This is a genomic window from Paraburkholderia sp. SARCC-3016, assembly GCF_031119615.1.
Classification (GTDB): domain Bacteria; phylum Pseudomonadota; class Gammaproteobacteria; order Burkholderiales; family Burkholderiaceae; genus Paraburkholderia.
On record NZ_JAVHZD010000019.1, the window covers coordinates 55,095 to 80,769 of the forward strand.

Below are 25,675 nucleotides of genomic sequence, written 5' to 3' on the forward strand. Positions count from 1 at the left end.
CGGAGACAACCGATGGTGAGGACTGACCGCTTCTATATCGATGGCCAATGGGTCGCGCCGCGCGGCACGGATACCTTCGCGATCGTCAACCCCGCGACGGAGGCCGTCATCGGCCAGCTCGCGATGGGCAACGCCGATGACGCGGCCGCGGCCGTCGATGCCGCGCAGCGCGCATTCGACGCGTGGTCGGCCACGTCGCGCGAGACGCGCCTCGGCCTGCTCACGCGCCTGCTCGAGCGATACAACGCCGGCGCGCAAGAGATGGCGGAACTGATGACCGCCGAGATGGGCGTGGCGAGCGGGTTCTCGCGCGGCGCGCAGATCGCGCTCGGCCGCGCGCATCTCGAAACCGCGATCCGCGTGCTGCGCGAATTCAGCTTTACCGAAACGCGCGGCGCGACCGTGCTCGCGAAAGAGCCGATCGGCGTGTGCGCGCTGATCACGCCGTGGAACTGGCCGATGAACCAGCTCGTCGTGAAGGTCGCGCCCGCCCTGGCCGCCGGCTGCACGATGGTCGTCAAGCCCAGCGAATTTTCGCCGTACAGCGCGCTGCGCTTCGCGCAGATGATCGATGACGCAGGCTTTCCCCCGGGCGTGTTCAACCTCGTCAACGGCGACGGCGCGATCGTCGGCGAAGCCTTGTCGCGCGATGCTCGCGTGGATATGGTGTCGATCACGGGTTCGACGCGCGCGGGAATTGCCGTCGCCAAGGCCGCGGCGCAGACCGTCAAGCGCGTGCATCAGGAACTGGGCGGCAAATCGGCCAATATTATTTTCGACGATGCCGATTTCGATCGCGCAGTCGCATTTGGTGTGCGCGCGAGCTATCTCAACTGCGGGCAGTCGTGCAGCGCCCCCACCCGCATGCTGGTGCCTCGCGCGCTGATGTCGCGCGCCGCGCGCATTGCCGCGCAAACCGCGAATGCGATCCGCGTCGGCCCGCCGGAACACGAGCATTCGGAACTCGGACCGGTCGTCAACGCGAAGCAATACGCGCATATCCAGGCGCTGATCGAAAGCGGCGTCGCGCAGGGCGCGACGCTCGCGGCGGGCGGCCCGGGCCGACCCGAAGGCGTCGACAAAGGCTATTTCGTGCGGCCCACCGTGTTCGCGGACGTCACGCCCGACATGCGCATCGCGCGCGAGGAAATCTTCGGGCCCGTGCTGTCGATCATTGCATTCGACGACGAAGCGCACGCGCTCGCCATCGCCAACGACAGTCCATATGGTCTCGCCGGCTACGTGCAGACGAACGACCAGGACAGGGCACGGCGCGTCGCGGCGAAGCTGCGCGTGGGCAACGTCTACATCAACGAAGCACCGTGGGATGCGAACGCGCCGTTCGGCGGCTACAAGCAGTCGGGTAACGGCCGTGAACACGCGGAGTTCGGACTCGGCGATTACCTCGAACTCAAGGCGATCGCGGGTTTCTAGATGAGTCATGGCTATGCCGCGCATCACGCGGCCCACAAGCGCCTGTCGACGCTCGGCGCAGGCGCTTTCTTCCTGTTCGTAACGGCACTGGGCTGGGCGCTGAACTGGCCCGCCATGAAAATCCTGCTGCGGGAATGGCCTCCGCTCTTTTCGCGCGGCGTCGCCGGCGTGACGGCGTCGATCATTCTCGCGATCGTCGCCGCGCTGTGCGGCGAGCGCCTGCGTGTGCCCTGGTCGCTGATGCCGCGCATCATGCTCGCTTCGTGCACAAACGTGCTCGCGTGGATGGGTCTGTCGACCTTGTCGATGAAATGGCTCAGCGTCAGCGAAGGCGCGCTGCTCGTCTACACGATGCCGATCTGGTCGATGCTGCTTGCGTGGCCGGTGCTCGGCAGGCGGCCGTCGCGCATGTCGCTGCTCGCGATCGTGCTGGGCATGTCGGGCCTCGTGGTCCTGCTCGGCGGTCGCGGACTCGCCTTCGATGCGGGCAAGCTCGAGGGCATTGCGTGTGCGCTGGGCGCCGCCGTGCTGTTTGCGTTCGGCACCGTCAATTCACGCGACCCGTTGCCTGTGCCGCCCATTGCGCTCGTCGCGTGGCAGGTCGGGTTGGGATGCGTGCCGCTGGTGCTGGCGGGGATCGTGCTGGAACACCCGAGCTTCGCGAGTCTGAAGCCGGACGGCATGGCCGTCATGGTCTACATGACGCTCGTCCCCATGGGCGTGTGCTACCTGACGTGGTTTGCCACTTTGCGCAAGCTGCCTGCGGACGTCGCCGCGACCGGCATGCTGCTCGTGCCGATCATGGGCATCGTCGCAGCCGCTTGCGCACTCGGAGAACCGCTCGGAGCGAGCGAAGCCGTGGCGATGATGCTGACGCTCGGCGGCGTTGCCGTCGCATTGCGATGCGGCACGGCGGCGCGGCATGCTCACCAGGGCCACCGGTCGAACCGGCGCGTATAAAGCAGATCCATGCCCTGGAACGTGCCGCCGTAAGCGGCCACCGACCAGTAGCGCGTGAGGTTCAGCGTCGCCTTGATCGCGTTGCTCGCCGACTGCAGCCCCTGCTCGTAACCGACCACGAAACGCTCGTTGATCGCCTTCGACACCATCACGACCTGCGGATCGGTCAGGCCCACTTCGCTGCGTCCGATCGAAAACTCGTCGAGTCCGAAAGTCTGCGCGATGCGCTTGCCGCTCGCGCTGCCGAGCAGCGCGAGCGCGGTGGTCATCGTGCTCTGCTGACCGAGGTTGTTGCCCTGATCGGTGCCGTGACCGAACAGCAGCCACGAGAGCTTCTCATTGTCGGACACGTTCGGCTCCGAGACGAGCTTCGCGACCGGCGACTGGATCGTGCCCGTCACCTGCACGCCCGCCTCGACCTCCTGATTGCGGCGCATCGCGAGAATATTGATGCCCGGGTTCGCGACCGGTCCGTTGAACGTGAAGAAGCCGTTCTCGATCGTGAGCTTGCGGCCGAACGCGGTATAGCTCGACCCTTCGGTCACGCGGACATTGCCGACCGCGCGTAGCGGCATGTTCGGCGCGGACAGCGCGGTGATCGTGCCGCGCAGCCCGACGTCGGCGCCCTGCCCGCGGAAGCGGAAGTCGTTGCCGAGATCGATGTCGATATTCGCGCGCGGCGCGAACGGGCCGACCGGCCTCGTCGCGGTGCCGACTTCGGGCGGTTTGCCGCCGATCACCGAGCCGTCCGGCCGCACGATCACGACGTCGTCGCCGAGGCTCGGCGCGCCCTGCTCCGGCATGTCGAACAGCGCATGCTCGACGTTGAACTTGCCGTTGATCGCCAGTCCGCCCTGCTGCCCCGCGTTCGCGACGCTCGCGCTGCCGGACAGCACCAGTTGCCGTTCCGGCGACGCGAACAGTTCGAGATGATCGGCGACGATGCTCGCGGTCAGGTCCGGCTCCGCGTTATCGAGCCGTACGCGGCCCGTCGCGCGCAGCGTGCCGTCGCCGCCGTGAAACTCGACCTGCTGGAATTCGACGAGATTCTCCGACAGCGCGATGCGCACGACGCCGTTCTTCAACTGCACGCCGAGATCCACGGCAGTCGCCGACAGGCCGTCGCCGACCAGCGAGCCCGACAGATTCGGCTTCGCCACCGTACCGCCGAGCGCGAGGCGCAACGCAAGATGGCCGTCGAGCAGATAGCTCGGACCGAACAGGCCGCCCGTCGTTTTCAGCGACGGCACGTTCGCGTCGATCTTGCCGGTCAGCGGCGCGTTTTCGTCGAGCGTCAGCACGCCGTCGCGCATCGCAAGCGCCGTGTGCGCCTCGGCGTCGATCACGCCGAGGCGGCTCGCCTGCGCATGCGCGGTCAGGTTCACGCGGTTGCCGGCCGCAAAATCGACGCGCGACGAAATATCGGTGACGCCGAGCGACGCGAGGCCGCGCCCCACTTCGACCGTCACGTCGCCGCTGCGGCGCTTCAGCTGGATATGCCCGCTCGAGGTGTCGCCGAGCGCGAAGTCCCAGTCGCCATCGAAAACGAGGTCGGTTTTCGCGAGCGGCGCCGCGCCCGTGAACTCCTGGCGCAGCTGCTGCAGGCGCGCGACCGAAATGCCGCTCAGCGTGCCGGCCGAGCGTATGCGCCCGTGGTCGTACGACAGCGATTTCAGGTCGAGCAGCGCGCCTTCGAGCGTGAGGCGCGTCGCGCCGAGCGTGAGACGCTGCGGGCCCGTGCTGACCGCGAGCGGCGACTCCATGTTCAGCGCGGGCGTGCCGCGGTTTTGCAGCCGCGTGATCGTGCCGTCCCAGTGCGTGCCGTCGCGCGCGTCGGTCAGATGCCCGTTTGCGGCGAGCGTCAGATCGAGCGGCCGGTCGCGCAACGCGCCGGCAGCCGCGGCCTCGAACGTATGGTTGGCGCGCGTGCCGTTCAGGCGCGCAGTGAGCGTCTTCAGTTCGATACCCGCGGTGCTCAGATTGCGCGCGTCGGTCGTGAACACCATTGCGCCATTTGCGCCGTCGCGCAACTCGGCATGGCCTTCCGCGTGGCCGACGCGGTTCGAGCCGAATACCACGCTGTCGGCCTGGTAAGCGAGCGTCACGTTCGGATGCGCGAAGGTGCCCGTCAGATCGCCGTCGGCATGGACGAGACCCGCGACGCCGAAGCCGAGCCGGTCGAGCTCCGGCGCATCGACGCGAAAGCGCAGCCGGTCGCCGCGGCCGCCGAAACTGCCTTGCAGGTCGACCTGGTTGCCGGCCACCGACAAGCTCGCGTGGCTCGGCAGAATGCGCGAGCCGGCCAGCTGGATCGTGCCGCCGCCCGTCATCGGCAGGTTGTCGTACATGCTGTCGCCGAGCTTGAATTCGGCCCGCGTCGTGAAGGTCGGCGCGAACAGGCCGGTCGCCGCGATCGTGCCGTTGATGCGCGCCTCGATTTTTCGCGCGGACGCGGGTTTGGCCGGCGCGGCGGGTTCGGTTGCCGTAGCGGGTTTGCCGGGCGCGGCGGCGTTAGCGGCGACGGCCGCGCCTTTTCTGCCCGTGGCCGGCGCCCTGGCCGCCGGCTTCGGCGTCATCAGCGACGTCAGCGAAAGCGGATCGAAGTCGGTCAACGCCGCCTTCAGGTTGTATGTCGAACTTGCGTCGTTCTTGATCGCGCCGGACAGGTCGATGCGCCCTTTGCCCGACGTCAGCCGCACGTCGTTGAAGCTCGTGCGCGCGGGGTCGAGCGTGACCTTGCCCTGCACGCGCAGCGCCGCGTGCGGATCGGCGAGATCGAGCGTCACGGTGCGGATATCGTCGTTCAGACGAATCGCGATCGGGCCGGCGAACTGTGTCGGCCGCACGCTCGCAACGAGCGCGTTCAGGTCGAGTTTCGCAACCTTCAGATCGAGGCGGCCGCGCTTGCCGGCGAGCGAGCCGTCGCCCGTTACGGTCGCGTTCCTGACGAGCCGCACGTTCAGATTCGAGATGCGCTGCGCCTGCGCGTCGAGCCGCACGTCGGCGTTTGCGTCGATCAGCGGCAGCAGGTGCGCGTCGATCGAGCCCGGTTTCGCATTGACGATCGACACCGAGCCGGTGACCGCGAAGCCGCGCGGGCGCGTCGCCGTGATGGCGGGCGTCGCGGCGCTTGCGCTGTTTGCGGGGCTTGCCATGTTCGCGGCGCTCGCCGCATGTGCGGAGCTGGCGGGCGCAATCGTGCCGCCGCCAGTTCCGGCCGTTTCGCTGGCCGCCGCTGCGCTCGCGCCGCCCGGCGCTTGCGGCCCGTCGAACCCGGCCGGCGCCTGCTCCCCGGCCGGCCGCAAATCCGCGCGCACGGCGAGATCGGCCGCGGGCGCGCCCGGCGAAAACGCCTGCGGGTTCACATGATCGAAGGTCAGCGTGGCGCGCCGCAGCGGCACGTCGGCGAACGGCGTCGCCTCGACGCGCGCGTGACCGTTGAGCTTCATCCCGCTTGCATCGAGTTCGGCGACGAGCGTCTCGAGCGTGCCCGACACATGTCCCTGCACCTGGACCGCTTCGTCGTTGACCTTGCCCGCATAGCTGGCCTCGCCGGTCAGCGCAAACGGCCGCACGCCATCGAGTTTCGCCCGCGCGGTCACCGCGCCGAACGGCGTATCGAGGCGCTCGACCGCCGCCTCGTGGTGCCGCCCGTCGCTGCGCCCATGGAACAGCAGCCCCGAGTATTCGCTCGTCGACGCGCCGTCGTGCAGCAGCAGCTTGTCGACGCTGAGGTCGCGCACCTCGAGCTGCATCGGCAAGCGCAGGTCTTCGGGCAGCGTCAGCGGCTTCGACGGCTCGGTCGACGGCGCGATGCGCGCGTCGATCGTGCCGACATGCAGATAGTCGACGGCGAACTTCCAGGGCCGGTCCGATAGCGCCCACTTGCCCGATGCGCGGTCGACGCGGATCTCCGTGCCGCTGCCATCGAGACTGCGCCATTGCACATGGGCAAGGCGCACGCCCGTTGCCAGCGTGCCGCCCTCGAGCGTGCCCGCGAGCCGGCCGCCGAGCAGCTTGACCGCCGCCTGCCACGCGTAGGCCGTGCCGCGCTCCGTGACGACGACGCCATACAGCGCACCGGCCAGCAGCGCGATGATCAGCGCCGGTACCAGCGTCGCCCACAGAAGCGCGCGCCACAGGCGCCGGCGGCGCCTCGGCGGCGGCGGCGTGGCGGCGCCGCCCGGACCGCCGCCTGAGCCGCCTGAGCCGCCTGAGCCGTCGGCACCGCCTGCGACGTCACGACCGCGCGCACCGCCTGCCGGCCCATCGCCGAGCCCGCCGGCCCCGCGGTACCCGCCCGTGCCGCCCGCCCCGCCGGGCGGCACGTCGGCCGGGCGATCCGATGACAGGTGAGCGATACGGTCCGTGGTCATGCGTCGGGTGCTGTGGGATTCAAGGTTGATCAGAACGCAATGCCGAGCGTCAGATACGGACGCACGTCGTGATTGCGAATGCCATAGGCGAGGTCGACGTTGACCGGCCCGACCGGGCTGCGCCAGCGCGCGCCGAAGCCGACGCCGGGGAAGAACTCCTTCTCGTGCCAGTTGTCGGTGGCCGTGCCGATGTCGAAGAACACGGCCGCGCCCCAGTCGTGGCTGAACCAGTGCTGGTATTCGGAGCTGGCCGTCATCAGGTATTTGGTCGGCAGCACCGAGCCGCCGACGTTGTTGCCGATGCTCTGAAAGCCATAACCGCGCACCGAGTTCGAGCCGCCCGCGCGAAACAGCAGCGACGCCGGCACGCCGCTCGACGGCCCGCTCGTGAACACGCCGCCGAGTTCCGCGCGAAACAGCACGAGATCGCGCTGACCGACGGGAATGTACTGCTGGCCGCGCGCATAGCCGCGGATAAACGTCTGATCGGTGAGCACGCCTTTCACCGCGAAGCCCGCTTCCGCATGAATCAGATTGCCCGAGCGCGGAAACAGCGGATCGTCCGTATTGCGGCGCGTCCACGACCACGCGGGCACGAGCGCGCGCGCCGTGGTCGGCGCGGCCGCGTTCTGGTCCAGCCGGTCCTGGTAATAGAGGAACGAGTAGTTGTAGTCGATGTACTGCGACGTGCGCGCGCGCTGCACGCCCGCACGCAGGCTGTAGATGCGCGTGTCGGAGACGTCGGTTGTCGTATAGGACGCAAGCGCGCTGTTGGTCCAGCCGCGCTTGCCCGGCTGCATCGACAGCTGGATCTGCCCGTACTGCTGGATCTGGTCGAGCCGGCCCGACACCGTAAACGGCCACGCGGCGCCGAACGTGTCGAGATACGTGTACGAGCCCTGCACGTGCGCGCCCGTGTCCGTCGCATAGCCGACGCCGCCGCGCACGCTGTTGTACGGGTATTCGCTCACTTTCACGTGCATCGGCGTGTCGAGCGGTTTCGCGGGATCGTTGTCGACGTCGATCGCGACGCTCGCGTAGTACGGCGTGTTCTGCAACTGGCGCTGCAGTTCGGTGACGCGCTGCACGTCGTAGATCTCGCCCGGCGAAATCGGATTCACGTTGTCGACGATGCTTTCCGGGTAACGACGTGTGCCCGAGACGTCGAGCTTGCCGAGCGTGAAGGTCGGGCCGCTGTCGAAGGTCACGGACAGTTTCGCGTCGTGGGTCTGCGGATCGATGCGCGCTTCCGACTGGTAGATTTTCGCGCCGAGATAGCGGCGCGCCTGCAGCGCCTTCAACGCCGCGTTCTTCGCGCCGTCCCAGCCCGACTGCGTGAACGGGTCGCCGTCGTGCAGCGAGAATGCAAAACGGGTCGCGTTCTCCTGCGCGGGGTCTTCGGTCTCGACCGGGCCGCGAAACGACAGCGTGATCGACGAGATGGTCGTGAGCGGACCGGCATCGACATGCACGGCGACCTTGCGCCTGCCGTCGACGGTACGCACGTCCGTGCGCACGACCGGCGTGAAGTAGCCTTGCGTTGCCGCGAGATCGCGCACCTGCTGCGGCGCGGCGGTCACGAGAAAATCGAACTGCTCGCTGCTGATGTCGTCGTGCTTTGCAAAGCGCGCCAGATCGAGGTGCTCTTCGAGAAGCTTGCGCAGCGAGCGCGGCGTCGCATCGACGTCGACGTCGTAGGACGCGCGTTTTTTCGCCGCGTGCGCGGCCGGCGCGCCGGCCGCCATCAGAAACAGGACGGCGACGATCGCGACAACGAGCCATGCGCGCGAAGGCCGCGCGGCGGGCGGCGGCCGCGCGGCGCGGCGCCGCGATTGCGACGGTTCGATTGACCACCCCGCCAAACACGACCTCCGGCAATTGTGATTTCGACAGTTTCTGGCTTCGGCCAGTCCGCGGCGGGACTGAAGCTCGTTATTTGACCACATCGGCGCGGCCGCGCATCCCGAATTCAGGGTCGCACGGCAGCGGGCGGGCGGCGCCAGCGAAGCATGCCGGGCGGCAGGTAATGATCCGGCAACGGGCGCCCGCCTTGGACGGCTTGCGCCGGCCGATGTTCCGTTGATGTTTCCGTCGATATTCCCGCCGGCGTATCGCGAATATCGGCGCCAGCGTGTTCCACGAATGCGGCGCCGGCTTCGCCCGAGCGGAACCGGCGCACGCGCCTTTACTGTCGGAATCGCCGACAGCCCGCGCGCATGCGTTAAAATTACGTCCTACCCGAACGGCCGCCCACGCGGCGCCTTTTTCTCCACTGGATTTCGAGCCATGTATCAGTCGGACATCACGCAATTCCTGAATCAGCTGAAAGAGCAGAAGCCGCAACTCGAAGACGAACAGCGCCGCGGCCGCGCGCTGCTGTGGGACAAGCAGCCGATCGACCTCGACGAGCGCTCGGAGCAGCAGGCCGCACGCGTGAAGCAAACGCCGTACGTCTACTACCAGAACTTCTAACGTGTCTTCTGCCGACGAGGCCGGCGGCGCTCAGTTGCCAGAACAGTTGCCCGATCAGCCGTCGGCTCACTTGCCCGCGCCGGTCGCTTTACAGCCCGCTTCACAGCCCGCTGCGCAGCCCTCTGCGCAGCCCGCCGCGGCGCATGCGCATGCCGCTGCCATGCACGGTCCCACTGCGCCGGGCAACGCCGCCCTGACCGCGCCCGCGACCGATTCGACGCCCGACACCGTGGACGGCATCGCATTCGCACGCCTGTACGGCGAACCGCTCTTCAAGCTGCCGCAGGATCTCTACATCCCGCCGGACGCGCTCGAAGTCTTTCTCGAGACTTTCGAAGGCCCGCTCGACCTGCTGCTGTATCTGATCCGCAAGCAGAATTTCAACGTGCTCGACATTCCGATGGCCGACGTGACCGCGCAGTATCTCGGCTACGTCGAACAGTTGCGCAAGTCGAACCTCGAGCTCGCCTCCGAATATCTGCTGATGGCCGCGATGCTGATCGAGATCAAATCGCGGATGCTGCTGCCGGTGAAGAAGGCCGACACCGGCGAAGAAGCGGAAGACCCGCGTGCGGAACTCGTGCGGCGCCTGCTCGAGTACGAGCAGATGAAGCTCGCCGCCCAGCGGCTCGATCATCTGCCGCAACTGGGCCGCGACTTCCTGCGCGCCGAGGTCTACATCGAGCAGAGCATTACGCCGCGCTTTCCGGACGTCAACACGGACGATCTGCGCGCCGCGTGGGCCGACGTGATCAAGCGCGCGAAGCTCGTCCAGCATCACCGGATTTCGCGCGAAGAACTGTCGGTGCGCGAACATATGAGCGTGATCCTGCGCAAGCTGCAGAACGCGCGCTTCATGGAGTTTGCGGAGCTGTTCGACGTGTCGCGCGGCGTGCCGGTCGTCGTCGTGAACTTCATTGCGATGCTCGAGCTGTCGCGCGAGTCGCTGATCGAAATCACGCAGGCCGAACCGTTCGCACCGATTTACGTGCGGCTTGCATACCTGCCCGCCTGATCCTTGTCTTTCGCCGCGCCTCGTTCACTTGCCCGCACGCGCCTCCAGTTGGTGCGCCGCGCCTGCAAATCCTCTACAATCCGGCGCTTCAAGCCCTGCCGCCTCTGCTTCGAAACAGGCGCGGGCACAGCCGATGCGCGATGCGAGACACTGCGGCCAGGCACGGCGCAGCGCGCGCCCCGCGTGAGAACCGCTATCCGACCATGAAAGTCATCAGCTCGATCCAGGAATTGCGCGACCAGTTGCGCGGCCAGAACCGTACCGCGTTCGTGCCGACCATGGGCAATCTGCACGAAGGTCATCTGTCGCTGATGCGGCTCGCGCGCCAGCACGGCGATCCGGTCGTCGCGAGCATCTTCGTGAACCGTCTGCAGTTCGGACCGAATGAAGACTTCGACAAATACCCGCGCACGCTGCAGGACGACATCGAGAAGCTGCAGAAGGAAAACGTCTACGTGCTGTTCGCGCCGACCGAACAGGACATGTACCCGCAGCCGCAGGAATATCGCGTCCACCCGCCGCACGATCTCGGCGACATTCTCGAAGGTGAGTTCCGGCCGGGCTTCTTCACCGGCGTCTGTACGGTCGTGATGAAGCTGATGTCGTGCGTGCAGCCGCGCGTCGCCGTGTTCGGCAAGAAGGACTACCAGCAACTGATGATCGTGCGCGCGATGACCGAGCAATTCGCGCTGCCGACCGATATCGTCGCCGCGGAGACCGTGCGCGACGCTGACGGCCTCGCGCTGAGCTCGCGCAACCGCTATCTGCAACAGGCCGAGCGCGCCGAGGCGCCGCGCCTTGCCGCCACGCTGAACGGGATTCGCGACGCGATCAAGGCGGGCCGGCGCGACTTCGACGCACTCGAGCGCGAAGCGGTGGCCGCGCTTGCCGCGCGCGGCTGGAAGCCCGACTACATCGCCATCCGCAAGCGCGCGAATCTGCTGCCGCCCGCCGCGCACGAAGGCGAAGCGCCGCTCGTCGTGCTCGCGGCCGCGAAGCTCGGCGCGACGCGCCTGATCGATAACCTCGAAATCTGACGCGCGCCGCCGTTTGCGGTCGCGCTCGCGCAACAAGGGAATCGCCATGCAACGCCATATGCTCAAATCGAAGATCCATCGCGCCGCGGTCACGCACTGCGAGCTGCACTACGAAGGTTCGTGCGCGATCGACGAGAACCTGCTCGAAGCCGCGAATATCGTCGAAAACGAGCGGATCGACATCTGGAACATCAACAACGGCGAGCGCTTTTCGACCTATGCGATCAAGGGCGAGCGCGGCAGCGGCATGATTTCGCTGAACGGTTCGGCGGCGCGCCGCGCGCAACTCGGCGACCTCGTCATCATCGCGGCATTCGCGATGATCGACGAGGCGGAGTTGCAGTCGGGGTGGAAACCGAATCTCGTGTTCGTCGACGAGCAGAACCGGATCAAGGGCAACCGCGATCACGTGCCGACGCAAAGCTGGACCTGACGCAGCCGCGCGTCAGATCCACATTCACGTTCAGATTCTGATTCAGGCCTTGCCGTTGGCCCATTCGAGGATCGGCTCCCACTGGTCGAGATCCTTCTCGACGCGGCTCTTCGCGACATCCCACAGCGTGAGCCCGTGTGCCGCAAGCTGCACATAGTTCTGCGTATCGCGCAGATAACCGAGCACCGGCAGATTCAAACCCTCGACGAACCGGTGCAGCTGATCGGCCGATCTGGTCCGCGCGTCGACGCGCATGCCGACCACGCCGATTTCGATCGCCCCTTTGCGCACGGCCTTTTCTTTCGCCAGACGCTCGAGAAATTCCTGCGTTGCGAGAATATCGAAGATCGACGGCTGCAGCGGCACAATGACCTTGTCGGCAAGATTCAGCGCAACGTTGAGCCGGTTGCCGTGCAGGCCGGCCGGCGTATCGATGACGGCGCGCTCGAGTCCCTTCGGCGGCTTCACGGGCGAATCGGGATCGACATGCCATGTCTCGATCGCGGGCAGGCCGCCTGGGCGCAGGTCGAGCCACGCATGTGCGGACTGCTGCCGGTCGAGATCGGCGAGTGCGACCCACTCGCCCTCGGCCGCGAAATAGCCTGCCAGATTGGTGGAGAGCGTGCTTTTGCCGACGCCACCCTTAGGATTCGCCACCACGATTACCGTCATGAATACTCCCGGGAAGAAGGCCCAGTCATTGTCGAATTATCTCAAACGGCCTCGCCGGCGTGGCGCGGCGGCCCAACGGGGCGCCCACCTCGCCGGCACAGGCGTTGATAATATCGGCAAATCCGCCAGGCTCGAAAGCCCCGGGCGGCCGATTTGGACAATCGCCTTCCCTTTTGCGGGAGATCACGATGGCTATCCGATCCGGGCGCGACCTTGAATGGATGCGCGCACTGCAGGCCGGCACGCTGCCGGAGCTGATCGGCTTTCAGGCGACCGCGATCGAAGAAGGCAGGCTCAGCGCGGAATTGACGGTGCGCCCGCAGTTGCTCGCGCCGAACGGCTTTCTGCATGCGGCGACGGTGATCGGTCTCGCCGATACGGCGTGCGGTCTCGCCTGCCTTGCGCATCTGCCGGCCGACGCGCGAAGCTTCACGACGGTCGAACTCAAGAGCAACTTCCTCGGTACCGCGACCGAAGGGACGATCCGTACGGTCGCACAAGCCGTGCATCTGGGCCGCACGACGCAGGTGTGGGACGCGACCGTCGATGGCCCCGACGGCAAGACGATCGCGCTATTCCGGTGTACGCAGATGGTGTTGTACTGACGCAATCGAATCAGGCGCCGGCGCGCCCCGCGAGGTGCGGCGCGCGGGCCTGGCCAAGCGCGAACAGCCCATTGCCGAGCAGCGACTGCACGACGAGCGCCACGGCCCAGAACGCCGGGTATTCCCATCCGCCGTTCGGCGATGCAAAGCCCCAGCCGTTATGGAAGTGCACCGACAGTGCGCCGAGCATGAACGGCAACAGCACGAGCGCGACCCAGCGCACCTGCACGCCGAGCAGCAGCGCGATGCCGCCGAACAGTTCGACGAACGTCGTCACATAGGCGAGCCAGCCCGGAAAGCCGACCGACACGAAAAACTGGGCGGCGCCCGGCAGCGTGAATACGAAAATCTTCTGCAGGCTGTGCGCGAGGTAAAGCACGCCTAGCGCGATGCGCAGCAGCAAGGCGGCGAGTTCGGGATTGGCGGTGCGCGCGGCGACGGCTGGACGGTTCATGACAGTTCCTGTTCCGAAGTGGACGATCGACAACGCAAGCTGCGTCATCGCAAGGAACCGACTGTATTCGAACCAGTAAGCACGAGAAATGGCGATGGACGCTTAGTTTATTTCCTATCAGGAACGAATCGCGCGCCGTCAGCCTATCGCGCCGAACAGCCGCTCCAGATCGAGATGGGCCGCGAGTGTGTCGGCGAGCCGATCGAGCGACGCCTCACGCAGCGCCGGATAGTCGAGCGGCGGCGCATCGGCAAGACCGGCCCAGCCGAGCAGCGCCGCGCACGCCGCCGGCGTGTCGAAAAGCCCATGCACGTACGTCGCGAAAATCTGCCCGTCCGCCGACAACGCGCCATCGGGCCGTTCGCTGCCGCCGCCGTCGACTCCCTCGCCGCCGGACGCTGTCGCGAGCCATACGGCCGGCGACGCCAATGCGGGCCCTTCGGTCTCGCCCATATGGATTTCATAGCCGGCCAGCTCCGGCGCGCCGGGCAGCGCGAGCCGGCCTGTCACGTTCTTCAGCGTCTTCTCTTGCGTGAGCGTCGTCGAGAAGTCGAGCCAGCCGAGGCCCGGCACGCTGCCAGGCGGCCCTTCGACGCCATGCGGGTCCGCGACCTCGCGCCCGAGCATCTGCATGCCGCCGCATACGCCGATCACGCGGCCGCCGTAACGCAGATGCCGCTGCAGCACCGCGTCCCATCCGTGCGCGCGCAGAAACGCGAGATCGCCCTGCACGTTCTTGGAGCCAGGCAGAATGATCAGATCCGCGGCGGGCGGCTGCACGCCCGCTTTGACGTAATGGAAATCGACGCACGGGTGCGCACGCAGCGCGTCGAAATCGGTGTGGTTGCTGATATGCGGCAACGCGGGCACGACGACGCGCAGCACGTCGCCCGAAGCCGCGTCGCCCGCACTGCCGGTGGCCGCGCCGGCTGCGGCGCGCAGCTCGCGCGGCAGCATGTCTTCCGCGTCGAGCGTGAGACCATGCAGATACGGCACGACGCCGAGCACCGGCTTGCCGGTACGCGCCTCGAGCCAGTCGAGCCCCGGCTTCAGCAAGCCCGGATCGCCGCGAAAGCGATTGATGACGAAGCCGCGCACGCGCGCCTGTTCGCTCGCGGACAGGCAGGCGAGCGTGCCGGTCAGATGCGCGAAGACGCCGCCGCGGTCGATATCGGCGACGAGCACGACCGGGCAATCGACCGCTTGCGCAAACCCCATGTTCGCGATATCGCGCTCGCGCAGGTTCACTTCGGCCGGACTGCCCGCGCCTTCGACGAAGATCGTCTCGTACGCGGCCTGCAAGCGCCGGTACGACTCGAGCACCGCTTCGAACGCAACCGGCTTGTAGTCGTGGTACGCCCGCGCATCGAGATTCATGCGCGCCTTGCCGTGAATGATGACCTGCGCGCCGCGATCGCTCGTCGGCTTCAGCAGCACCGGGTTCAGATCCGTATGCGCGTCGATGCCGGCCGCCACCGCCTGCAGCGCCTGGGCGCGGCCGATCTCGCCGCCGTCGACCGTCACCGCGCTATTGAGCGCCATGTTCTGCGGCTTGAACGGCGCGACGCGCGCGCCCGCGCGACGCGCGAGCCGGCACAGGCCCGCGACGAGCGTGCTCTTGCCCGCATCGGACGTGGTGCCCTGGATCATCAGCGTGCCGCGCGGCGGCTTCGTGACAGGCCGCTCGGGCTGACCGGATGAACAGGATGGCGTGGTGGTGGTGGTGGTCGACAAGGTCAAAGGCAGTGCGCGCGACGGCGACGCGTCGCGCACTGAAGACAGGGCGAAAGCCGCATTATTGCATCGCGCCGGTACAATCACGCGCATGATTTCACCGGACGTCACCTTTATCGTCGGCGGCGCGCGCTCGGGCAAGAGCGCGCACGCCGAACGGCTCGCGAGCGACAGCGCGCGGCCCGTCACCTATATCGCCACCGCGCGCGTTGCCGACGCCGAATTCGCAGCGCGCGTCGAACTGCACCGCGCACGGCGGCCCGCGCACTGGCGCATCGTCGAAGCGCCGCTCGATCTCGCGGCCGCGCTCGGCGCCGCCGATGCGCCCGGTCACTGCATCCTTGTCGACTGTCTGACGCTGTGGCTCGCCAATCTTCTGTGCCCCGCCGACGGCGCAGCGCCTGCCGCGGACTATCCGCAGCGCTTTGCTGCACTCGATGCGGCGTTGGCCGCCGCGCAAGCGAAAGTCATCGTCGTCAGCAACGAGATCGGGCTTGGCGTCGTACCGCTCGGCGCGGCGACCCGGCTCTACGTAGACGAACTCGGCCGGCTCAATCAGCGCGTCGCCGCGCGCGCGTCGACAGTCACGCTGATGGTCGCGGGTTTGCCGTTGGCGCTGAAAGGGGCCGCTCCAAACGAAGCGTCGCTGCACGCAAAGGGCCGTTGAACGATGCTGACGATGCCTCTGATCGCCGCGTGCGCGACCGCCGGAATGATCGTCGACCGCTGGTTCGGCGAGCCGCGCCGCCATCACCCGCTCGAAGCATTCGGCCGCCTCGCGATGCGGCTCGAAGCCCACTACAACACAGGCCGCCGCGGCCGCCCCGCGGGGCTCGCCGCCTGGGCGCTGGCCGTGGTGCCGCCCGTCGCGGTCTCGTGGCTGCTCGTCGAGGTTCTGCCGCTGACGCTCGCCTGCGTGCTGCACGTCGCGCTGTTGTGGTTCGCGCTCGGCGCGCGCAGCCTGCGCGAGCATATCGCGCCGATCGCGCTGGCACTCGGGCGGCGCGATCTCGACGAGGCGCGCGAACTGACGTCGCGGATCGTGTCGCGCGAAACCGCGCACGCGGACGAACCGGCGCTGGCGCGCGCCGCCGTCGAATCGGCGCTCGAAAACGGCAACGATGCGGTGTTCGGCGCGCTCTTCTGGTTCGCGCTGTTCGGCGGCCCCGGCGCGCTCGCGTTTCGTCTCGCGAATACGCTCGATGCGATGTGGGGCTACCGCACGCCGCGTTATCTGCGCTTCGGCTGGGCCGCCGCACGCATCGACGATGTGCTGAACTGGGCGCCCGCGCGTCTGACTGCCGCGAGCTACGCGCTGCTCGGCGATACGCGCACCGCCTGGCGCTGCTGGCGCGAGCAGGCGCCGCGCTGGGACAGCCCGAACGCGGGGCCGGTGATGGCCTCCGGCGCGGGCAGCCTCAACGTGCTGATCGGCGGGCCGGCCGTCTACAACGGCGAGCTCGAGCGGCGGCCGACGTTGGGCGCGGGCGAACCGCCGGGCGCCACGCACGTGCATGCCGCGCTTGCGCTTGTCGAGCGCACGGAGATTCTGTGGCTCGCCGTGCTGATCGTGCTCGCGCTGACCAGCGTGCCGTTTCAGGCATAGAGATACGTACATGCCGTACATGCCGCCAGCGCGCCGCACATGATGACCGACTCCATGACCGACACCCCCGCTCCTCCGATCACCCATGGCGGCAACCTGCACGAAGCCGCGCTTCTGTACGGCATTCCGTACGAGGCGTGGCTCGATCTGTCGACGGGCATCAATCCGCACGGCTATCCTGTGCCGCCGGTTCCGGCCGACGCGTGGCGCCGCCTGCCCGACGACGGCGACGGCTTCGCCGCGCTGGCCGCGCGCTACTACGGCGCGCCTGGCGCATCGCATGTACTGCCGGTAGCGGGCAGCCAGGCGGCGATTCGCGCACTGCCCGCGTTGCTGCCGCGCGCGACGGTCGGCATCGCGCCGCTGACCTACAGCGAGTACGCGCCGGCTTTCTCGCGCGCGGGACACGAGATCGTGCCGCTCGATACGACGCGCGCCACGCCGCCCAACGCAATTACGCATGCGGTGATCGTGAACCCGAATAATCCGACCGCCGATTACGCGAGCGCGAACACGCTGCTCGAGTGGCATGCGCAATTGTCGGCGCGCGGCGGCACGTTGCTCGTCGACGAGGCGTTCGCCGATGCGATGCCCGCGCCGTCGGCGTCGCTAGCCTCATTCGCTGCGCGGCCGGGACTCGTCGTGCTGCGCTCGCCGGGCAAGTTCTTCGGGCTCGCCGGTGCGCGCGCGGGTTTCGTGCTCGCGGCGCCCGCGCTGCTCGACGCGCTGCGCGCAACGCTCGGTGCATGGACCGTGAGCGGGCCCGCGCGTCATGCGATAGCGGCTGCGCTAACGGATACCGCGTGGCAACGCGAGATGCGCGCGCGGCTCGCCGAGGAAGGCGCGCGACTCGCCGCGCTGTTGCATGCGCAAGGTCTGAGCGTGCACGCGACGCCGCTCTTCGCCTGGAGCGCCGATACACGCGCGCAAGCGTTGCATCGCGCACTCGCGCAACGCGGCATCTGGACGCGTTACTTCGCGCAGCAGGCGAGCGTACGCGTCGGGCTACCCGCGACGGAGGACGGATGGACGCGGCTCGAACTCGCGCTATCGCAAAGTGTGCGCGAGATCGATACGCATGCGTCGCGATAAAGTCATGCGCGTGCGGCCATCGCGCGGGTTAGCGTTCACGAGCGTTTCCTCTCGCGCCACGCAGGCGGCGCGCGCCGCGCGCATCGCGTGCATCGCGATCACGGTCGCGCACACCGCGATCGCCGCCGCAGCGCCCATCGCCGTTACCGACGACACCGGCGCCACCGTCACGCTGACGACCCCCGCTCGACGCGTCGTCAGCCTCGCCCCGCACACGACCGAACTTCTCTACGCGGCAGGCGGCGCGGCAATGATCGTCGGCGCGGTCAGCTACAGCGATTACCCGCCCGAAGCGAAGCAGTTGCCGCGCGTCGGCGACAACAAGGCGCTCGACCTCGAACGCATCGTCGCGCTGCGGCCCGATCTGATCGTCGTGTGGCGGCACGGCAATGCCCAACGGCAGATCGAACAGTTGCGCGAACTGCATGTGCCGCTCTTTTTCAGCGAGCCGCGCCATCTCGACGATGTCGCAACCACGCTGACGAAGCTCGGCGAGCTGCTGGGCACATCGTCCGCGGCGAACGAGGCCGCAAACGATTACCGGCAGAACATCGCGCGCTTGCGCGCGCGCTACGCGGGCAAGCCGCCGGTCAGCGTGTTCTATGAAGTGTGGGATCGCCCGCTCATGACCTTGAACGGCACGCACCTGCTCAGCGACGTGATCGCGCTATGCGGCGGACGCAATGTGTTCGCGCAACTCGAACCGCTGGTGCCGACCGTATCGACCGAAGCCGTGCTCGCCGCGAATCCCGAAGCGATCGTCACCGCGGCGCCGGGCGCAACCGCATCGAATACGGCCTTGCCGCAACTCGACAGCTGGCGTCAATGGCCCGCGATCACAGCGGTGGCGCGCGACAACCTCTTTGCCATCGACGGCGATCTGATCAACCGCCCCACGCCGCGTCTTGCGCAAGGCGCGACGCAACTGTGCGAAGACCTCGACGTCGCGCGCTCGCGCAGACCTCGATAGTCGATCACGCATTCCAGCGCACGATCGCCCATTTCATCGTCTCATCGTTACGCCTCAACCACACGACGGCGCTCGCGTCGAGCGCCCATTGCAGACACACGTCCACCGTCAGCCTCAGCGTCAGCGCCGCGATCACGCGCATCACGCCCGCATGCGTGACCACATACGCGGGACTCAGCTCGCGCGTCTGCTCGTAGACGTCGAACCAGCTGCGCACGCGCGTGACGAACTGCGCGACGCTCTCGCCGCCATGCACGCGCGCGCCTTCGAAATCGGCAGCCCATGCATCGATCAGCGCGCGATCGATATCGTCCCAACGCTGCAACTCCCACGTGCCGAAGTCCATCTCCTTCAGACTGTCGTCGCTGCTCGCGGTACAGCCGAAGTTGCCCGCCAGCGCCGCGGCAACCGTCGCGCAGCGTGTAAGCGGACTCGTCAGCACGACGCGCGGCGCAGGCACCTGCAAGGTCGCGAGGCGCACCGCGATCGCTTCGGCCGATGTCTCGGGGCCGTCCGCGAGCGGCACGTCGCTGTTACCGTAACAGATACCCGCATCGACATTGACAGCCGGGTGACGAATCAGGACCACATCCATGCGACCCCCGTCAGATAAATAGCCAGTTCGAAGACCTGCTGCGCGAAGCCGAGGCAATCGCCGGTATAACCGCCGATGCGCCGCACGAAATAGCGGCCGAGCGCGATACGCAGCGCGCACAGCACCGCGGCGACCAAGCAACCTTCGCGCCAGTCGGGCCAGAAAATCCATGGCACGCCTGACAACAGCGCACACGCAAACGCGCCATGCGTCATCCGCCGCGCGACAGGTTTTGCCTTGCCTTCGGCGCGCACGTAATCGAGCGTGACGAGGTAGCTGATCGCACACGCGCGACTTGCCGCATGCGCGGCAAGCATCAGCCACGCTGCACGCAACGGCGGCAATACCGCAAGCGTCTGCCATTTCAACGCGAGCGAAACCACCAGTGCGATCGCGCCGAAAGCACCGATGCGCGAGTCTTGCATGATGCGTAATACATCTTCGCGCGAATAGGCACCACCGAACGCATCGATGCAATCCGCAAGGCCATCCTCGTGAAATGCACCGGTCACGAAAAGCGTCGCGGCCATCGACAGCAGCACGGCAATGCCCGGTGGAAAAAAACGCAGCGCCGCGAGATACACGAGCGCGCCGAGCGCACCGACGATGACGCCGACCAGCGGGAAATAACGCGCCGCGCCGTTCAGATAGTGCGGCTCGTAGCCGACCCAGCGCGGCACCGGCACACGCGTGAAGTAGCCGAGCGCGGTAAAAAAGTAACGCAGTTCAGCGAGCGGATTCATCGTCGTGCACTTTCGCCTTCGTACGATTCGGTGCGCGTGCGCATGCTGCGCGAGCATCGACGGGTCCGCTCGCGGGTTCGCTCATGCATGCATTCGTGCGTCCGTTTGTGTGTCCCTTCGTGTGTCCCTTCGTGCGACCGTTCGTGCGGTCGCCCTTGCGATCGTTCTTGCGAGCCGCCGGCGTATGGCTTGTCATGCATCGCGATTCGCCACACCCGCCGATTCGAAACTCGCCATCTCGTTGATGAAGGCGGCGGCCGCGCGCAACAGCGGCACGGCAAGCGCCGCGCCGGTCCCTTCGCCCAAGCGCAGGTCGAGCGCGAGCAACGGCTTCGCGCCCAGGTGTTCGAGCATGCGCCGATGCCCGGTTTCGTTCGACGCGTGCGCGAACACGCAGTAATCGCGCACGGCCGGCGCCAGCGCGAGCGCAACGAGCAATGCCGCGCTAGCGATAAAGCCATCGACGAGAATCGTCATGCGCGCCTGCGCCGCCGCGACGTAAGCGCCCGCCATCATCGCGATCTCGAAGCCGCCGAAGGTCGCGAGCACGTCGAGCGGTTCGCGCGCGTTGGTATGACGTTCGAGCGCGGCGGCGAGCACGTCGCGCTTTTTCGCGAGTCCCGCGTCGTCGAGACCGGTGCCGCGCCCGACGCATGCATCGATCGGCAGCGCACAGAGCCGGCTCATCACGCAAGCAGCCGCCGACGTGTTCGCGATGCCCATTTCGCCGAAGCCGATCACGTTCGTGCCAAGCGCCGCGTGATACCGCACGCGCGCCGCGCCGGCCTGCAGCGCGGTCAGTGCTTCGTCACGCGTCATTGCCGGCTGGTTGGCGAAATTGCGCGTGCCGCGTGCGACCGGAATATCGACGAATTGCGCCGCCGACGGAAGCGGCGTCGCCACGCCCGCGTTGACGACTTCGAGCGTCACGCCCGCGACTGCGGCGAGCGCATTGATCGCCGCGCCGCCCGCGAGGAAATTCAGCACCATCTGCGCGGTGACTTCCTGCGGATATGGGCTCACACCCTCCGCCGCAATACCGTGATCGGCTGCGAACACGATCATCACCGGACGTTCGATGCGCGGACGCGCCGTGCGCTGGATCAGGCCCATTTGCAGCGCGAGCGCTTCGAGCTGGCCGAGGCTGCCGGGCGGCTTCGTCTTCGTATCGATGATGTGCTGCAGTTCGGCACGCATCGTTTGATCGAGCGCTTCGACAGCCGGCGGGAAATACGCGTGTGTCATGGATGGAATCGGGTGAGGATCGTCAATGGGAAGTCCGTGTGTTGTTGCGGGCGCGCGCGAACGGCGGCATCGCGCGGGCTCCAGTGTAGGGCCGCAGCGCGGGAACCAGCGCTTCGTGGTCCCCGTCGCGGATCAGCGCGAGCGGATAGCCGAACGCGCGACTCGCGAGTTCCGGCGTCAGCACGTCGCGCGCGGGGCCGGCATCGATTCTGCCGCGGCCGTCGAGCAGCAGTGCGTGCGTCGCGAAGCGCCGCGCGAGATTGAGGTCATGGCATGAAAAGAGGATTGTGCGCGCCGCGCCGCAGTCGTTGCCGTGGCCGGCGCGCTGCTCTTCGTGCTTCTCCTCACGCTTCACGTCGCCCGTCGCGTGCGTCCATCCGCTGAGCGCTTCGAGGCAGTCGATCTGATGATGCAGATCGAGATGCGCAAGCGGCTCGTCGAGCAACAGCAGCGGCGCATCCTGGCACAGCACGGCCGCCAACGCCACACGCTGGCGCTCGCCGCCCGACAGCGACAGCACGTCGCGCCGCGCGAAGTCCGCGAGGCCCAGCAGCGCGAGCGCGGCCTGGGCGGCCGCGCGATCGTCGGCGCGCTCCCAGCCCCAGCCGGTCAGATGCGGAAAACGGTTCAGCAACACGATGTCGAGCACACTCGCGCTAAACGCGTCGTGCACGCTTTGCGGCATCAACGCGCGACGTTGCGCGAGACGCGCGGATGGCCAGTCGGCCACGCGCGTGCCGTCGATTTCGACATGGCCTGCAGCCGGGCGCACGAGGCCCGCGAGCGTCGCGATCAAGGTCGTCTTGCCCGCGCCGTTCGGCCCGGCAATGCACCAGATCTCGCCCGGATGGAACGCATGCGTGAAGTCATCGACGAGCGTGCGTGTGCCCGCACGCAAGGTCACGTGCTGCGCGCGAAGCGAGGCGGCGAACGCTGCGTTCGAATGGGTCTTCATCATCGCCGCCTGTGCAACAGCATCCACAGGAACACCGGTACGCCCGCGAGCGCGGTGATCACGCCGACCGGCAATTGCGCGGGCGCGATCGCCGTGCGCGCGACGAGGTCCGCGCCCATCACGGCCGCGCCGCCGCCGAGCGCGGCCGCGGGCAGCAGCATGCGCTGGTCGTTGCCGAATGCGAGCCGCAGCATATGCGGCACGACCAGACCGACGAAGCCGATCGTACCGCCGGTCGTCACGGCCGCGGCCGTCGCCAGCGACGCGACGAGATAGACGCGCAGGCGCAAGCGCACGACCGGCACGCCGAGCGCACGCGCGGCAGCATCGCCGCGCAACAGCACGTTCAGCTGCGGCGCGACGGGCACGATCGCGGCCATCGCGAGCACCGCGGCCGCAAGCGCGGCCCACGGCAGCGTGTTGCCGTTCAGATCGCCGGTCAGCCAGAACAGCATGCCGCGCAGGCGGCTTTCGGGCGCGACAGTCAATAGCAGCGTGATGACCGCGCCCCAGCCGGCGGCGATCACGGCACCCGTCAGCAGCAGTCGCGGCGACGTGTCCTGCGGTTCGCCGCGCCACAGTTCGCCGCGCGCGAGCCCGAGCACGAAGAGGATCGACGCGAACGCACCGGCGCATGCGCTGGCATCGACGACCCACCACGCGCAGCCGGCCATCATCGCGAACAGCGCGAAGGTCGCGGCGCCGCCCGAGACGCCGAGCACATAGGGCTCGGCAAGCGGATTGCGCAACAGCACCTGCAGCAGCGCGCCTGCGAGTGCGAGCAGCGCGCCGCATGCAAAGCCGGCCAGCGCGCGCGGCAGCCGCAAGGTGCGGACGATCTCGCCGGCGACATCGGCCGGCGCGCCATGCACGGATGCGGGTGCCGGTACGAGCGCCGCCAGCACGCGCGCGGGCGCGATCGGCACGCTGCCGAGTGCAAGCGAAGCGACGAAAATAATCAGTGCGAGCACGGCGAGCATGGCCCAGATCGCGGCCGCGCGGCGCGAGGTCATTGCGTGCGCAACCGTCTGCGCCGAACGATTCGTTTGCGCGAGATCAGTCACGGTGGGCCGATGCGCTGGCGAGGGGGATACGTGCAGGCGAATTCATCATCGTTGTCGAACGGGTTCAGTTTATTTGCGCTCACGACCAGACCATGCTGCGCGCCGGACTATGCTGCGCGTCGGACCATGCCGCGCGCCACCGTGCCGCGATGCGCCGGAGCGGCTTGCAACAGCCTTCCACCGCTCGCCTCTGGCGCTGCCCGTAGCCGAGATATTAACGGTTTGCGCGGCGCGAACAGGAATATCGCGGCGATGCACGGGCGTACGCGATTGCCACGGATCGGCGATCGCCGGTGACCATCACGGGTTTGCAAAGCGTATGCGATAGGTCGGCAGGACGAAGGGATTGGCGCATCGTTTCGCCGACGGTCGCCCGCTTTGCGTGCGCCGACAGAACGCCGTTCTCCTCGTGGCCCCGCTCGGCCGACGCTGCCGCGACGGCCCATTCCTCAGTCCCATAGAACGTTGCTTCATGCAGAAAACGCGTATACGTTGAGTGTTTTACGCATCGCGCGGTCCGCTTCGACGACACGCAATGCGAGCAAAAACCGCAGAAAGCGCTGCTGTTACGTCTCGAAACGAGACAAATGCCCGATCGTCGTGCATTCCGCGCTAAAATGCGGGGTCTCTAGAGGACGCAGCCCCATGCTCACCGAACTCGAAACCCTGTCAAAGAACATCGGCCGCCTGATCCAGATCAGCCAGCGGCATCAGGAAGCACGCGTCTCACTCGAAGCGCAGCTCGCCAACGCTCGCGCCGAATGCGATGCGACACGCGCCGAACTCGAACAGCTTCGCGAAGAGCGCAATGCGTTGCAAGCCGAACGCGACACGCTGTCTGCCAAGATCGACGACGCGCAGGTGCGCCTTAACGCCATCCTCGAAAAACTGCCGCGTGCGCGTGCACATGCCGAGCCCGATAATCAGCTCGACCTGCTCAACCCCGATCATCACGACGAGCATGAAAGCGCGCATAGCGATGTGACCCGTCACGGAGAAAACGCATGACCACGAAGCAGATCGAAGTGTCGATTCTCGGCCAGGTGTATCGTCTTGCCTGCTCGCCGGAAACCGAGGCCGAACTGCTCGAAGCGGTCGCACGCGTCGACGCCGAAATGTCGAAAATTCGCGCGAGCAGCAATGTGCGCGGCCAGGACCGCATCGCGGTGATGGCGGCGCTTTCGCTGGCATCGGAACTGCTTCAGTTGCAAACGAGTGTTCGTCACGGAGAATCTTTTCCCGCCGAGGAAATCCGGCGTACAATGGCGCAGATGAATGAGCAGCTCGATACAGTGATCGAGCAATACAGCGCTCATTGAGGTTTCACCGCAGTGGTCATCAAGGCGCTTGTTGCAATGGTCATTGCAGTGTTCACCAAGCATCTTTAAGCTTCACCGGTTTAAGCTTCCCTGCCTGGTTCGCCAAGGTCATATATTCCTTGAACCAATGCCATGTGCACGGTTGCGGAAATTTGTAGCACGGGCGTGCGCGTCACTCTGTCTGATGTACCCGAAGTGCTGCTAACTGCGACCAATTCTGAACCTCCGGTTCAGGATGCCGGCCTAGCGGCTAAGGCGGGGACCTATTTCGAACGGCATCGGACAATCGTCCGGTGCCGTTTTTCATTGGTGCCCCGGTATGGGTGCGCGCTTATCGAATCGCTCATTGGTCAACTCATTGGACTGATACGACACATGCGCTACTGGCTCATGAAGTCCGAACCGGACGAAGCAAGCATCGACGATCTCGCCAACGCAAAGAAGCACACGCTGCCTTGGACCGGCGTGCGCAACTATCAGGCACGCAACTTCATGCGCGACATCATGCAGATCGGCGACGGCGTGCTGTTCTATCACTCGAGCTGTCCCGAGCCCGGTATCGCGGGGCTTGCGGAAGTCTCGTCGACGGCCTATCCCGACCCCACCCAGTTCGATCCGAAGAGCCCGTACTACGACGCGAAGTCGTCTCAGGAAACGCCGCGCTGGATGCTCGTCGATGTCGTGTTCAAAAAGAAGATCGAGCTGATTCCGCTAGCCGCGTTGCGCGCGCACGAAGAACTCGCCGATATGCGCGTGCTCGCCAAAGGCAATCGATTGTCCATCACGCCGGTTACGGACGCGCAGTGGAATTTCATTACCCGGCGGCTCGCGAAGCCGGCCGCGTGACGAGTTCGGGAACCACATCGGCAAGGTTACCGCCTAACGCGATCGCAA

24 protein-coding genes and 1 other RNA gene are annotated in these 25,675 nt (G+C 67.0%); 15 read left to right on the forward strand and 10 right to left on the reverse strand.

Going from position 1 to position 25,675, the window contains the following annotated elements:
* Positions 1 to 12: 12 nt before the first annotated feature.
* A complete protein-coding gene (locus QYH69_RS19765; protein WP_308833502.1) occupies positions 13 to 1,434 on the forward strand; it encodes an aldehyde dehydrogenase family protein in 1,422 nt (473 codons plus the stop codon).
* Complete coding sequence (locus tag QYH69_RS19770; RefSeq protein WP_308833503.1) at positions 1,435 to 2,394, forward strand: DMT family transporter; 960 nt, start codon at positions 1,435 to 1,437, stop codon at positions 2,392 to 2,394. It abuts the gene before it with no gap.
* Here the strand turns inward: QYH69_RS19770 and QYH69_RS19775 are convergent.
* Both QYH69_RS19775 and QYH69_RS19780 read right to left on the reverse strand, forming a co-directional pair.
* On the reverse strand, positions 2,361 to 6,770 hold the full coding sequence (locus QYH69_RS19775) for a translocation/assembly module TamB domain-containing protein (protein ID WP_308833504.1): 4,410 nt from the start codon (positions 6,768 to 6,770) through the stop codon (positions 2,361 to 2,363). The two genes, QYH69_RS19770 and QYH69_RS19775, sit on opposite strands and share 34 nt — an antisense overlap.
* 29 nt (positions 6,771 to 6,799) lie before the next feature.
* Complete coding sequence (locus tag QYH69_RS19780; protein WP_308833595.1) at positions 6,800 to 8,515, reverse strand: autotransporter assembly complex family protein; 1,716 nt, start codon at positions 8,513 to 8,515, stop codon at positions 6,800 to 6,802.
* Positions 8,516 to 9,056: 541 nt separating this feature from the next.
* On the opposite strand from QYH69_RS19780, the gene QYH69_RS19785 reads away from it, so the two are divergent.
* The 4 genes from QYH69_RS19785 to panD all read left to right on the forward strand — a co-directional run bounded on the left by QYH69_RS19785 (position 9,057) and on the right by panD (position 11,727).
* Positions 9,057 to 9,242 carry a DUF3460 family protein gene (locus QYH69_RS19785; RefSeq protein WP_075156545.1) on the forward strand — a complete coding sequence of 62 codons (186 nt, stop codon included), beginning with the start codon at positions 9,057 to 9,059 and terminating at the stop codon, positions 9,240 to 9,242.
* 160 nt (positions 9,243 to 9,402) lie between these two features.
* Positions 9,403 to 10,257: a ScpA family protein gene (locus tag QYH69_RS19790; RefSeq protein WP_308833596.1), complete on the forward strand. Its 855-nt coding sequence runs from the start codon at positions 9,403 to 9,405 to the stop codon at positions 10,255 to 10,257.
* Positions 10,258 to 10,460: 203 nt separating this feature from the next.
* Positions 10,461 to 11,294 (forward strand): pantoate--beta-alanine ligase, encoded by an 834-nt coding sequence (panC, locus tag QYH69_RS19795; protein ID WP_308833505.1) that lies wholly within the window; start codon positions 10,461 to 10,463, stop codon positions 11,292 to 11,294.
* Between the two features lie 46 nt (positions 11,295 to 11,340).
* Entirely contained in the window at positions 11,341 to 11,727 is a 387-nt protein-coding gene (panD, locus tag QYH69_RS19800) for an aspartate 1-decarboxylase (protein WP_308833506.1), read from the forward strand.
* A 42-nt stretch (positions 11,728 to 11,769) separates the two neighbouring features.
* Here panD and QYH69_RS19805 read toward each other — a convergent pair whose 3' ends face one another.
* A complete protein-coding gene (locus tag QYH69_RS19805) occupies positions 11,770 to 12,399 on the reverse strand; it encodes a ParA family protein (protein WP_308833507.1) in 630 nt (209 codons plus the stop codon).
* Between the two features lie 188 nt (positions 12,400 to 12,587).
* Between QYH69_RS19805 and QYH69_RS19810 the strand changes: the two genes are divergently transcribed.
* Positions 12,588 to 13,004 carry a PaaI family thioesterase gene (locus tag QYH69_RS19810; RefSeq protein ID WP_308833508.1) on the forward strand — a complete coding sequence of 139 codons (417 nt, stop codon included), beginning with the start codon at positions 12,588 to 12,590 and terminating at the stop codon, positions 13,002 to 13,004.
* 10 nt (positions 13,005 to 13,014) lie between these two features.
* Here QYH69_RS19810 and QYH69_RS19815 read toward each other — a convergent pair whose 3' ends face one another.
* Together QYH69_RS19815 and QYH69_RS19820 are read right to left on the reverse strand one after the other, a co-directional pair.
* Positions 13,015 to 13,458 carry a DoxX family protein gene (locus tag QYH69_RS19815; protein ID WP_308833509.1) on the reverse strand — a complete coding sequence of 148 codons (444 nt, stop codon included), beginning with the start codon at positions 13,456 to 13,458 and terminating at the stop codon, positions 13,015 to 13,017.
* 138 nt (positions 13,459 to 13,596) lie between these two features.
* Positions 13,597 to 15,108: a cobyric acid synthase gene (locus tag QYH69_RS19820; protein WP_308833597.1), complete on the reverse strand. Its 1,512-nt coding sequence runs from the start codon at positions 15,106 to 15,108 to the stop codon at positions 13,597 to 13,599.
* Between the two features lie 175 nt (positions 15,109 to 15,283).
* Between QYH69_RS19820 and cobU the strand changes: the two genes are divergently transcribed.
* From cobU to QYH69_RS19840, 4 genes are read left to right on the forward strand one after another with little or no spacing between them, the layout of a single operon-like run.
* The gene (gene cobU, locus QYH69_RS19825) at positions 15,284 to 15,859 is read left to right on the forward strand and encodes a bifunctional adenosylcobinamide kinase/adenosylcobinamide-phosphate guanylyltransferase (protein WP_308833598.1); all 576 of its coding nucleotides are present in this window, start codon (positions 15,284 to 15,286) and stop codon (positions 15,857 to 15,859) included.
* A 3-nt stretch (positions 15,860 to 15,862) separates the two neighbouring features.
* Positions 15,863 to 16,798 (forward strand): adenosylcobinamide-phosphate synthase CbiB, encoded by a 936-nt coding sequence (cbiB, locus tag QYH69_RS19830; RefSeq protein WP_308833510.1) that lies wholly within the window; start codon positions 15,863 to 15,865, stop codon positions 16,796 to 16,798.
* Positions 16,799 to 16,837: 39 nt separating this feature from the next.
* Positions 16,838 to 17,890: a threonine-phosphate decarboxylase CobD gene (gene cobD, locus QYH69_RS19835; RefSeq protein ID WP_308833511.1), complete on the forward strand. Its 1,053-nt coding sequence runs from the start codon at positions 16,838 to 16,840 to the stop codon at positions 17,888 to 17,890.
* A gap of 4 nt (positions 17,891 to 17,894) precedes the next feature.
* Positions 17,895 to 18,860, forward strand: a complete 966-nt coding sequence (locus QYH69_RS19840) for a cobalamin-binding protein (protein WP_374992456.1) — start codon at positions 17,895 to 17,897, stop codon at positions 18,858 to 18,860.
* A 4-nt stretch (positions 18,861 to 18,864) separates the two neighbouring features.
* Here the strand turns inward: QYH69_RS19840 and cobC are convergent, their stop codons facing one another.
* The 5 genes from cobC to QYH69_RS19865 form a co-directional block, all read right to left on the reverse strand.
* Entirely contained in the window at positions 18,865 to 19,455 is a 591-nt protein-coding gene (gene cobC / locus QYH69_RS19845) for an alpha-ribazole phosphatase (RefSeq protein ID WP_075156536.1), read from the reverse strand.
* Positions 19,440 to 20,198 carry an adenosylcobinamide-GDP ribazoletransferase gene (locus QYH69_RS19850; RefSeq protein WP_308833513.1) on the reverse strand — a complete coding sequence of 253 codons (759 nt, stop codon included), beginning with the start codon at positions 20,196 to 20,198 and terminating at the stop codon, positions 19,440 to 19,442. The genes cobC and QYH69_RS19850 overlap by 16 nt, the downstream gene beginning before the upstream one ends.
* Before the next feature lie 192 nt (positions 20,199 to 20,390).
* Entirely contained in the window at positions 20,391 to 21,443 is a 1,053-nt protein-coding gene (cobT, locus tag QYH69_RS19855) for a nicotinate-nucleotide--dimethylbenzimidazole phosphoribosyltransferase (protein ID WP_308833514.1), read from the reverse strand.
* 22 nt (positions 21,444 to 21,465) lie between these two features.
* Positions 21,466 to 22,398, reverse strand: a complete 933-nt coding sequence (locus QYH69_RS19860) for an ABC transporter ATP-binding protein (protein WP_374992457.1) — start codon at positions 22,396 to 22,398, stop codon at positions 21,466 to 21,468.
* Positions 22,398 to 23,411, reverse strand: a complete 1,014-nt coding sequence (locus QYH69_RS19865; protein WP_308833516.1) for an iron ABC transporter permease — start codon at positions 23,409 to 23,411, stop codon at positions 22,398 to 22,400. The genes QYH69_RS19860 and QYH69_RS19865 overlap by 1 nt, the downstream gene beginning before the upstream one ends.
* A gap of 696 nt (positions 23,412 to 24,107) precedes the next feature.
* Here QYH69_RS19865 and QYH69_RS19870 point away from each other — a divergent pair.
* The 4 genes from QYH69_RS19870 (at position 24,108) to QYH69_RS19885 (ending at position 25,627) form a co-directional block, all read left to right on the forward strand.
* Positions 24,108 to 24,470 (forward strand): ATPase, encoded by a 363-nt coding sequence (locus tag QYH69_RS19870; RefSeq protein ID WP_308833599.1) that lies wholly within the window; start codon positions 24,108 to 24,110, stop codon positions 24,468 to 24,470.
* Positions 24,467 to 24,781 carry a cell division protein ZapA gene (locus tag QYH69_RS19875; protein ID WP_075156532.1) on the forward strand — a complete coding sequence of 105 codons (315 nt, stop codon included), beginning with the start codon at positions 24,467 to 24,469 and terminating at the stop codon, positions 24,779 to 24,781. Before QYH69_RS19870 ends, QYH69_RS19875 begins: the two co-directional genes overlap by 4 nt.
* Before the next feature lie 84 nt (positions 24,782 to 24,865).
* Positions 24,866 to 25,047, forward strand: a non-coding RNA gene (gene ssrS, locus QYH69_RS19880) — 6S RNA.
* A gap of 109 nt (positions 25,048 to 25,156) precedes the next feature.
* Entirely contained in the window at positions 25,157 to 25,627 is a 471-nt protein-coding gene (locus QYH69_RS19885) for an EVE domain-containing protein (protein WP_308833517.1), read from the forward strand.
* Positions 25,628 to 25,675 lie beyond the last annotated feature (48 nt).

Bases quoted from the DNA above. Each gene is read 5' to 3' on its own strand.
- QYH69_RS19765 (WP_308833502.1), top strand. From the start codon at position 13: ATGGTGAGGACTGACCGCTTCTATATCGATGGCCAATGGGTCGCGCCG.
- QYH69_RS19770 (WP_308833503.1), top strand. From the start codon at position 1,435: ATGAGTCATGGCTATGCCGCGCATCACGCGGCCCACAAGCGCCTGTCG.
- QYH69_RS19775 (WP_308833504.1), bottom strand. From the start codon at position 6,770: ATGACCACGGACCGTATCGCTCACCTGTCATCGGATCGCCCGGCCGAC.
- QYH69_RS19780 (WP_308833595.1), bottom strand. From the start codon at position 8,515: ATGGCGGCCGGCGCGCCGGCCGCGCACGCGGCGAAAAAACGCGCGTCC.
- QYH69_RS19785 (WP_075156545.1), top strand. From the start codon at position 9,057: ATGTATCAGTCGGACATCACGCAATTCCTGAATCAGCTGAAAGAGCAG.
- QYH69_RS19790 (WP_308833596.1), top strand. From the start codon at position 9,403: ATGCACGGTCCCACTGCGCCGGGCAACGCCGCCCTGACCGCGCCCGCG.
- panC (WP_308833505.1), top strand. From the start codon at position 10,461: ATGAAAGTCATCAGCTCGATCCAGGAATTGCGCGACCAGTTGCGCGGC.
- panD (WP_308833506.1), top strand. From the start codon at position 11,341: ATGCAACGCCATATGCTCAAATCGAAGATCCATCGCGCCGCGGTCACG.
- QYH69_RS19805 (WP_308833507.1), bottom strand. From the start codon at position 12,399: ATGACGGTAATCGTGGTGGCGAATCCTAAGGGTGGCGTCGGCAAAAGC.
- QYH69_RS19810 (WP_308833508.1), top strand. From the start codon at position 12,588: ATGGCTATCCGATCCGGGCGCGACCTTGAATGGATGCGCGCACTGCAG.
- QYH69_RS19815 (WP_308833509.1), bottom strand. From the start codon at position 13,458: ATGAACCGTCCAGCCGTCGCCGCGCGCACCGCCAATCCCGAACTCGCC.
- QYH69_RS19820 (WP_308833597.1), bottom strand. From the start codon at position 15,108: ATGATCCAGGGCACCACGTCCGATGCGGGCAAGAGCACGCTCGTCGCG.
- cobU (WP_308833598.1), top strand. From the start codon at position 15,284: ATGATTTCACCGGACGTCACCTTTATCGTCGGCGGCGCGCGCTCGGGC.
- cbiB (WP_308833510.1), top strand. From the start codon at position 15,863: ATGCTGACGATGCCTCTGATCGCCGCGTGCGCGACCGCCGGAATGATC.
- cobD (WP_308833511.1), top strand. From the start codon at position 16,838: ATGATGACCGACTCCATGACCGACACCCCCGCTCCTCCGATCACCCAT.
- QYH69_RS19840 (WP_374992456.1), top strand. From the start codon at position 17,895: ATGCGCGTGCGGCCATCGCGCGGGTTAGCGTTCACGAGCGTTTCCTCT.
- cobC (WP_075156536.1), bottom strand. From the start codon at position 19,455: ATGGATGTGGTCCTGATTCGTCACCCGGCTGTCAATGTCGATGCGGGT.
- QYH69_RS19850 (WP_308833513.1), bottom strand. From the start codon at position 20,198: ATGAATCCGCTCGCTGAACTGCGTTACTTTTTTACCGCGCTCGGCTAC.
- cobT (WP_308833514.1), bottom strand. From the start codon at position 21,443: ATGACACACGCGTATTTCCCGCCGGCTGTCGAAGCGCTCGATCAAACG.
- QYH69_RS19860 (WP_374992457.1), bottom strand. From the start codon at position 22,398: ATGAAGACCCATTCGAACGCAGCGTTCGCCGCCTCGCTTCGCGCGCAG.
- QYH69_RS19865 (WP_308833516.1), bottom strand. From the start codon at position 23,411: ATGACCTCGCGCCGCGCGGCCGCGATCTGGGCCATGCTCGCCGTGCTC.
- QYH69_RS19870 (WP_308833599.1), top strand. From the start codon at position 24,108: ATGCTCACCGAACTCGAAACCCTGTCAAAGAACATCGGCCGCCTGATC.
- QYH69_RS19875 (WP_075156532.1), top strand. From the start codon at position 24,467: ATGACCACGAAGCAGATCGAAGTGTCGATTCTCGGCCAGGTGTATCGT.
- QYH69_RS19885 (WP_308833517.1), top strand. From the start codon at position 25,157: ATGCGCTACTGGCTCATGAAGTCCGAACCGGACGAAGCAAGCATCGAC.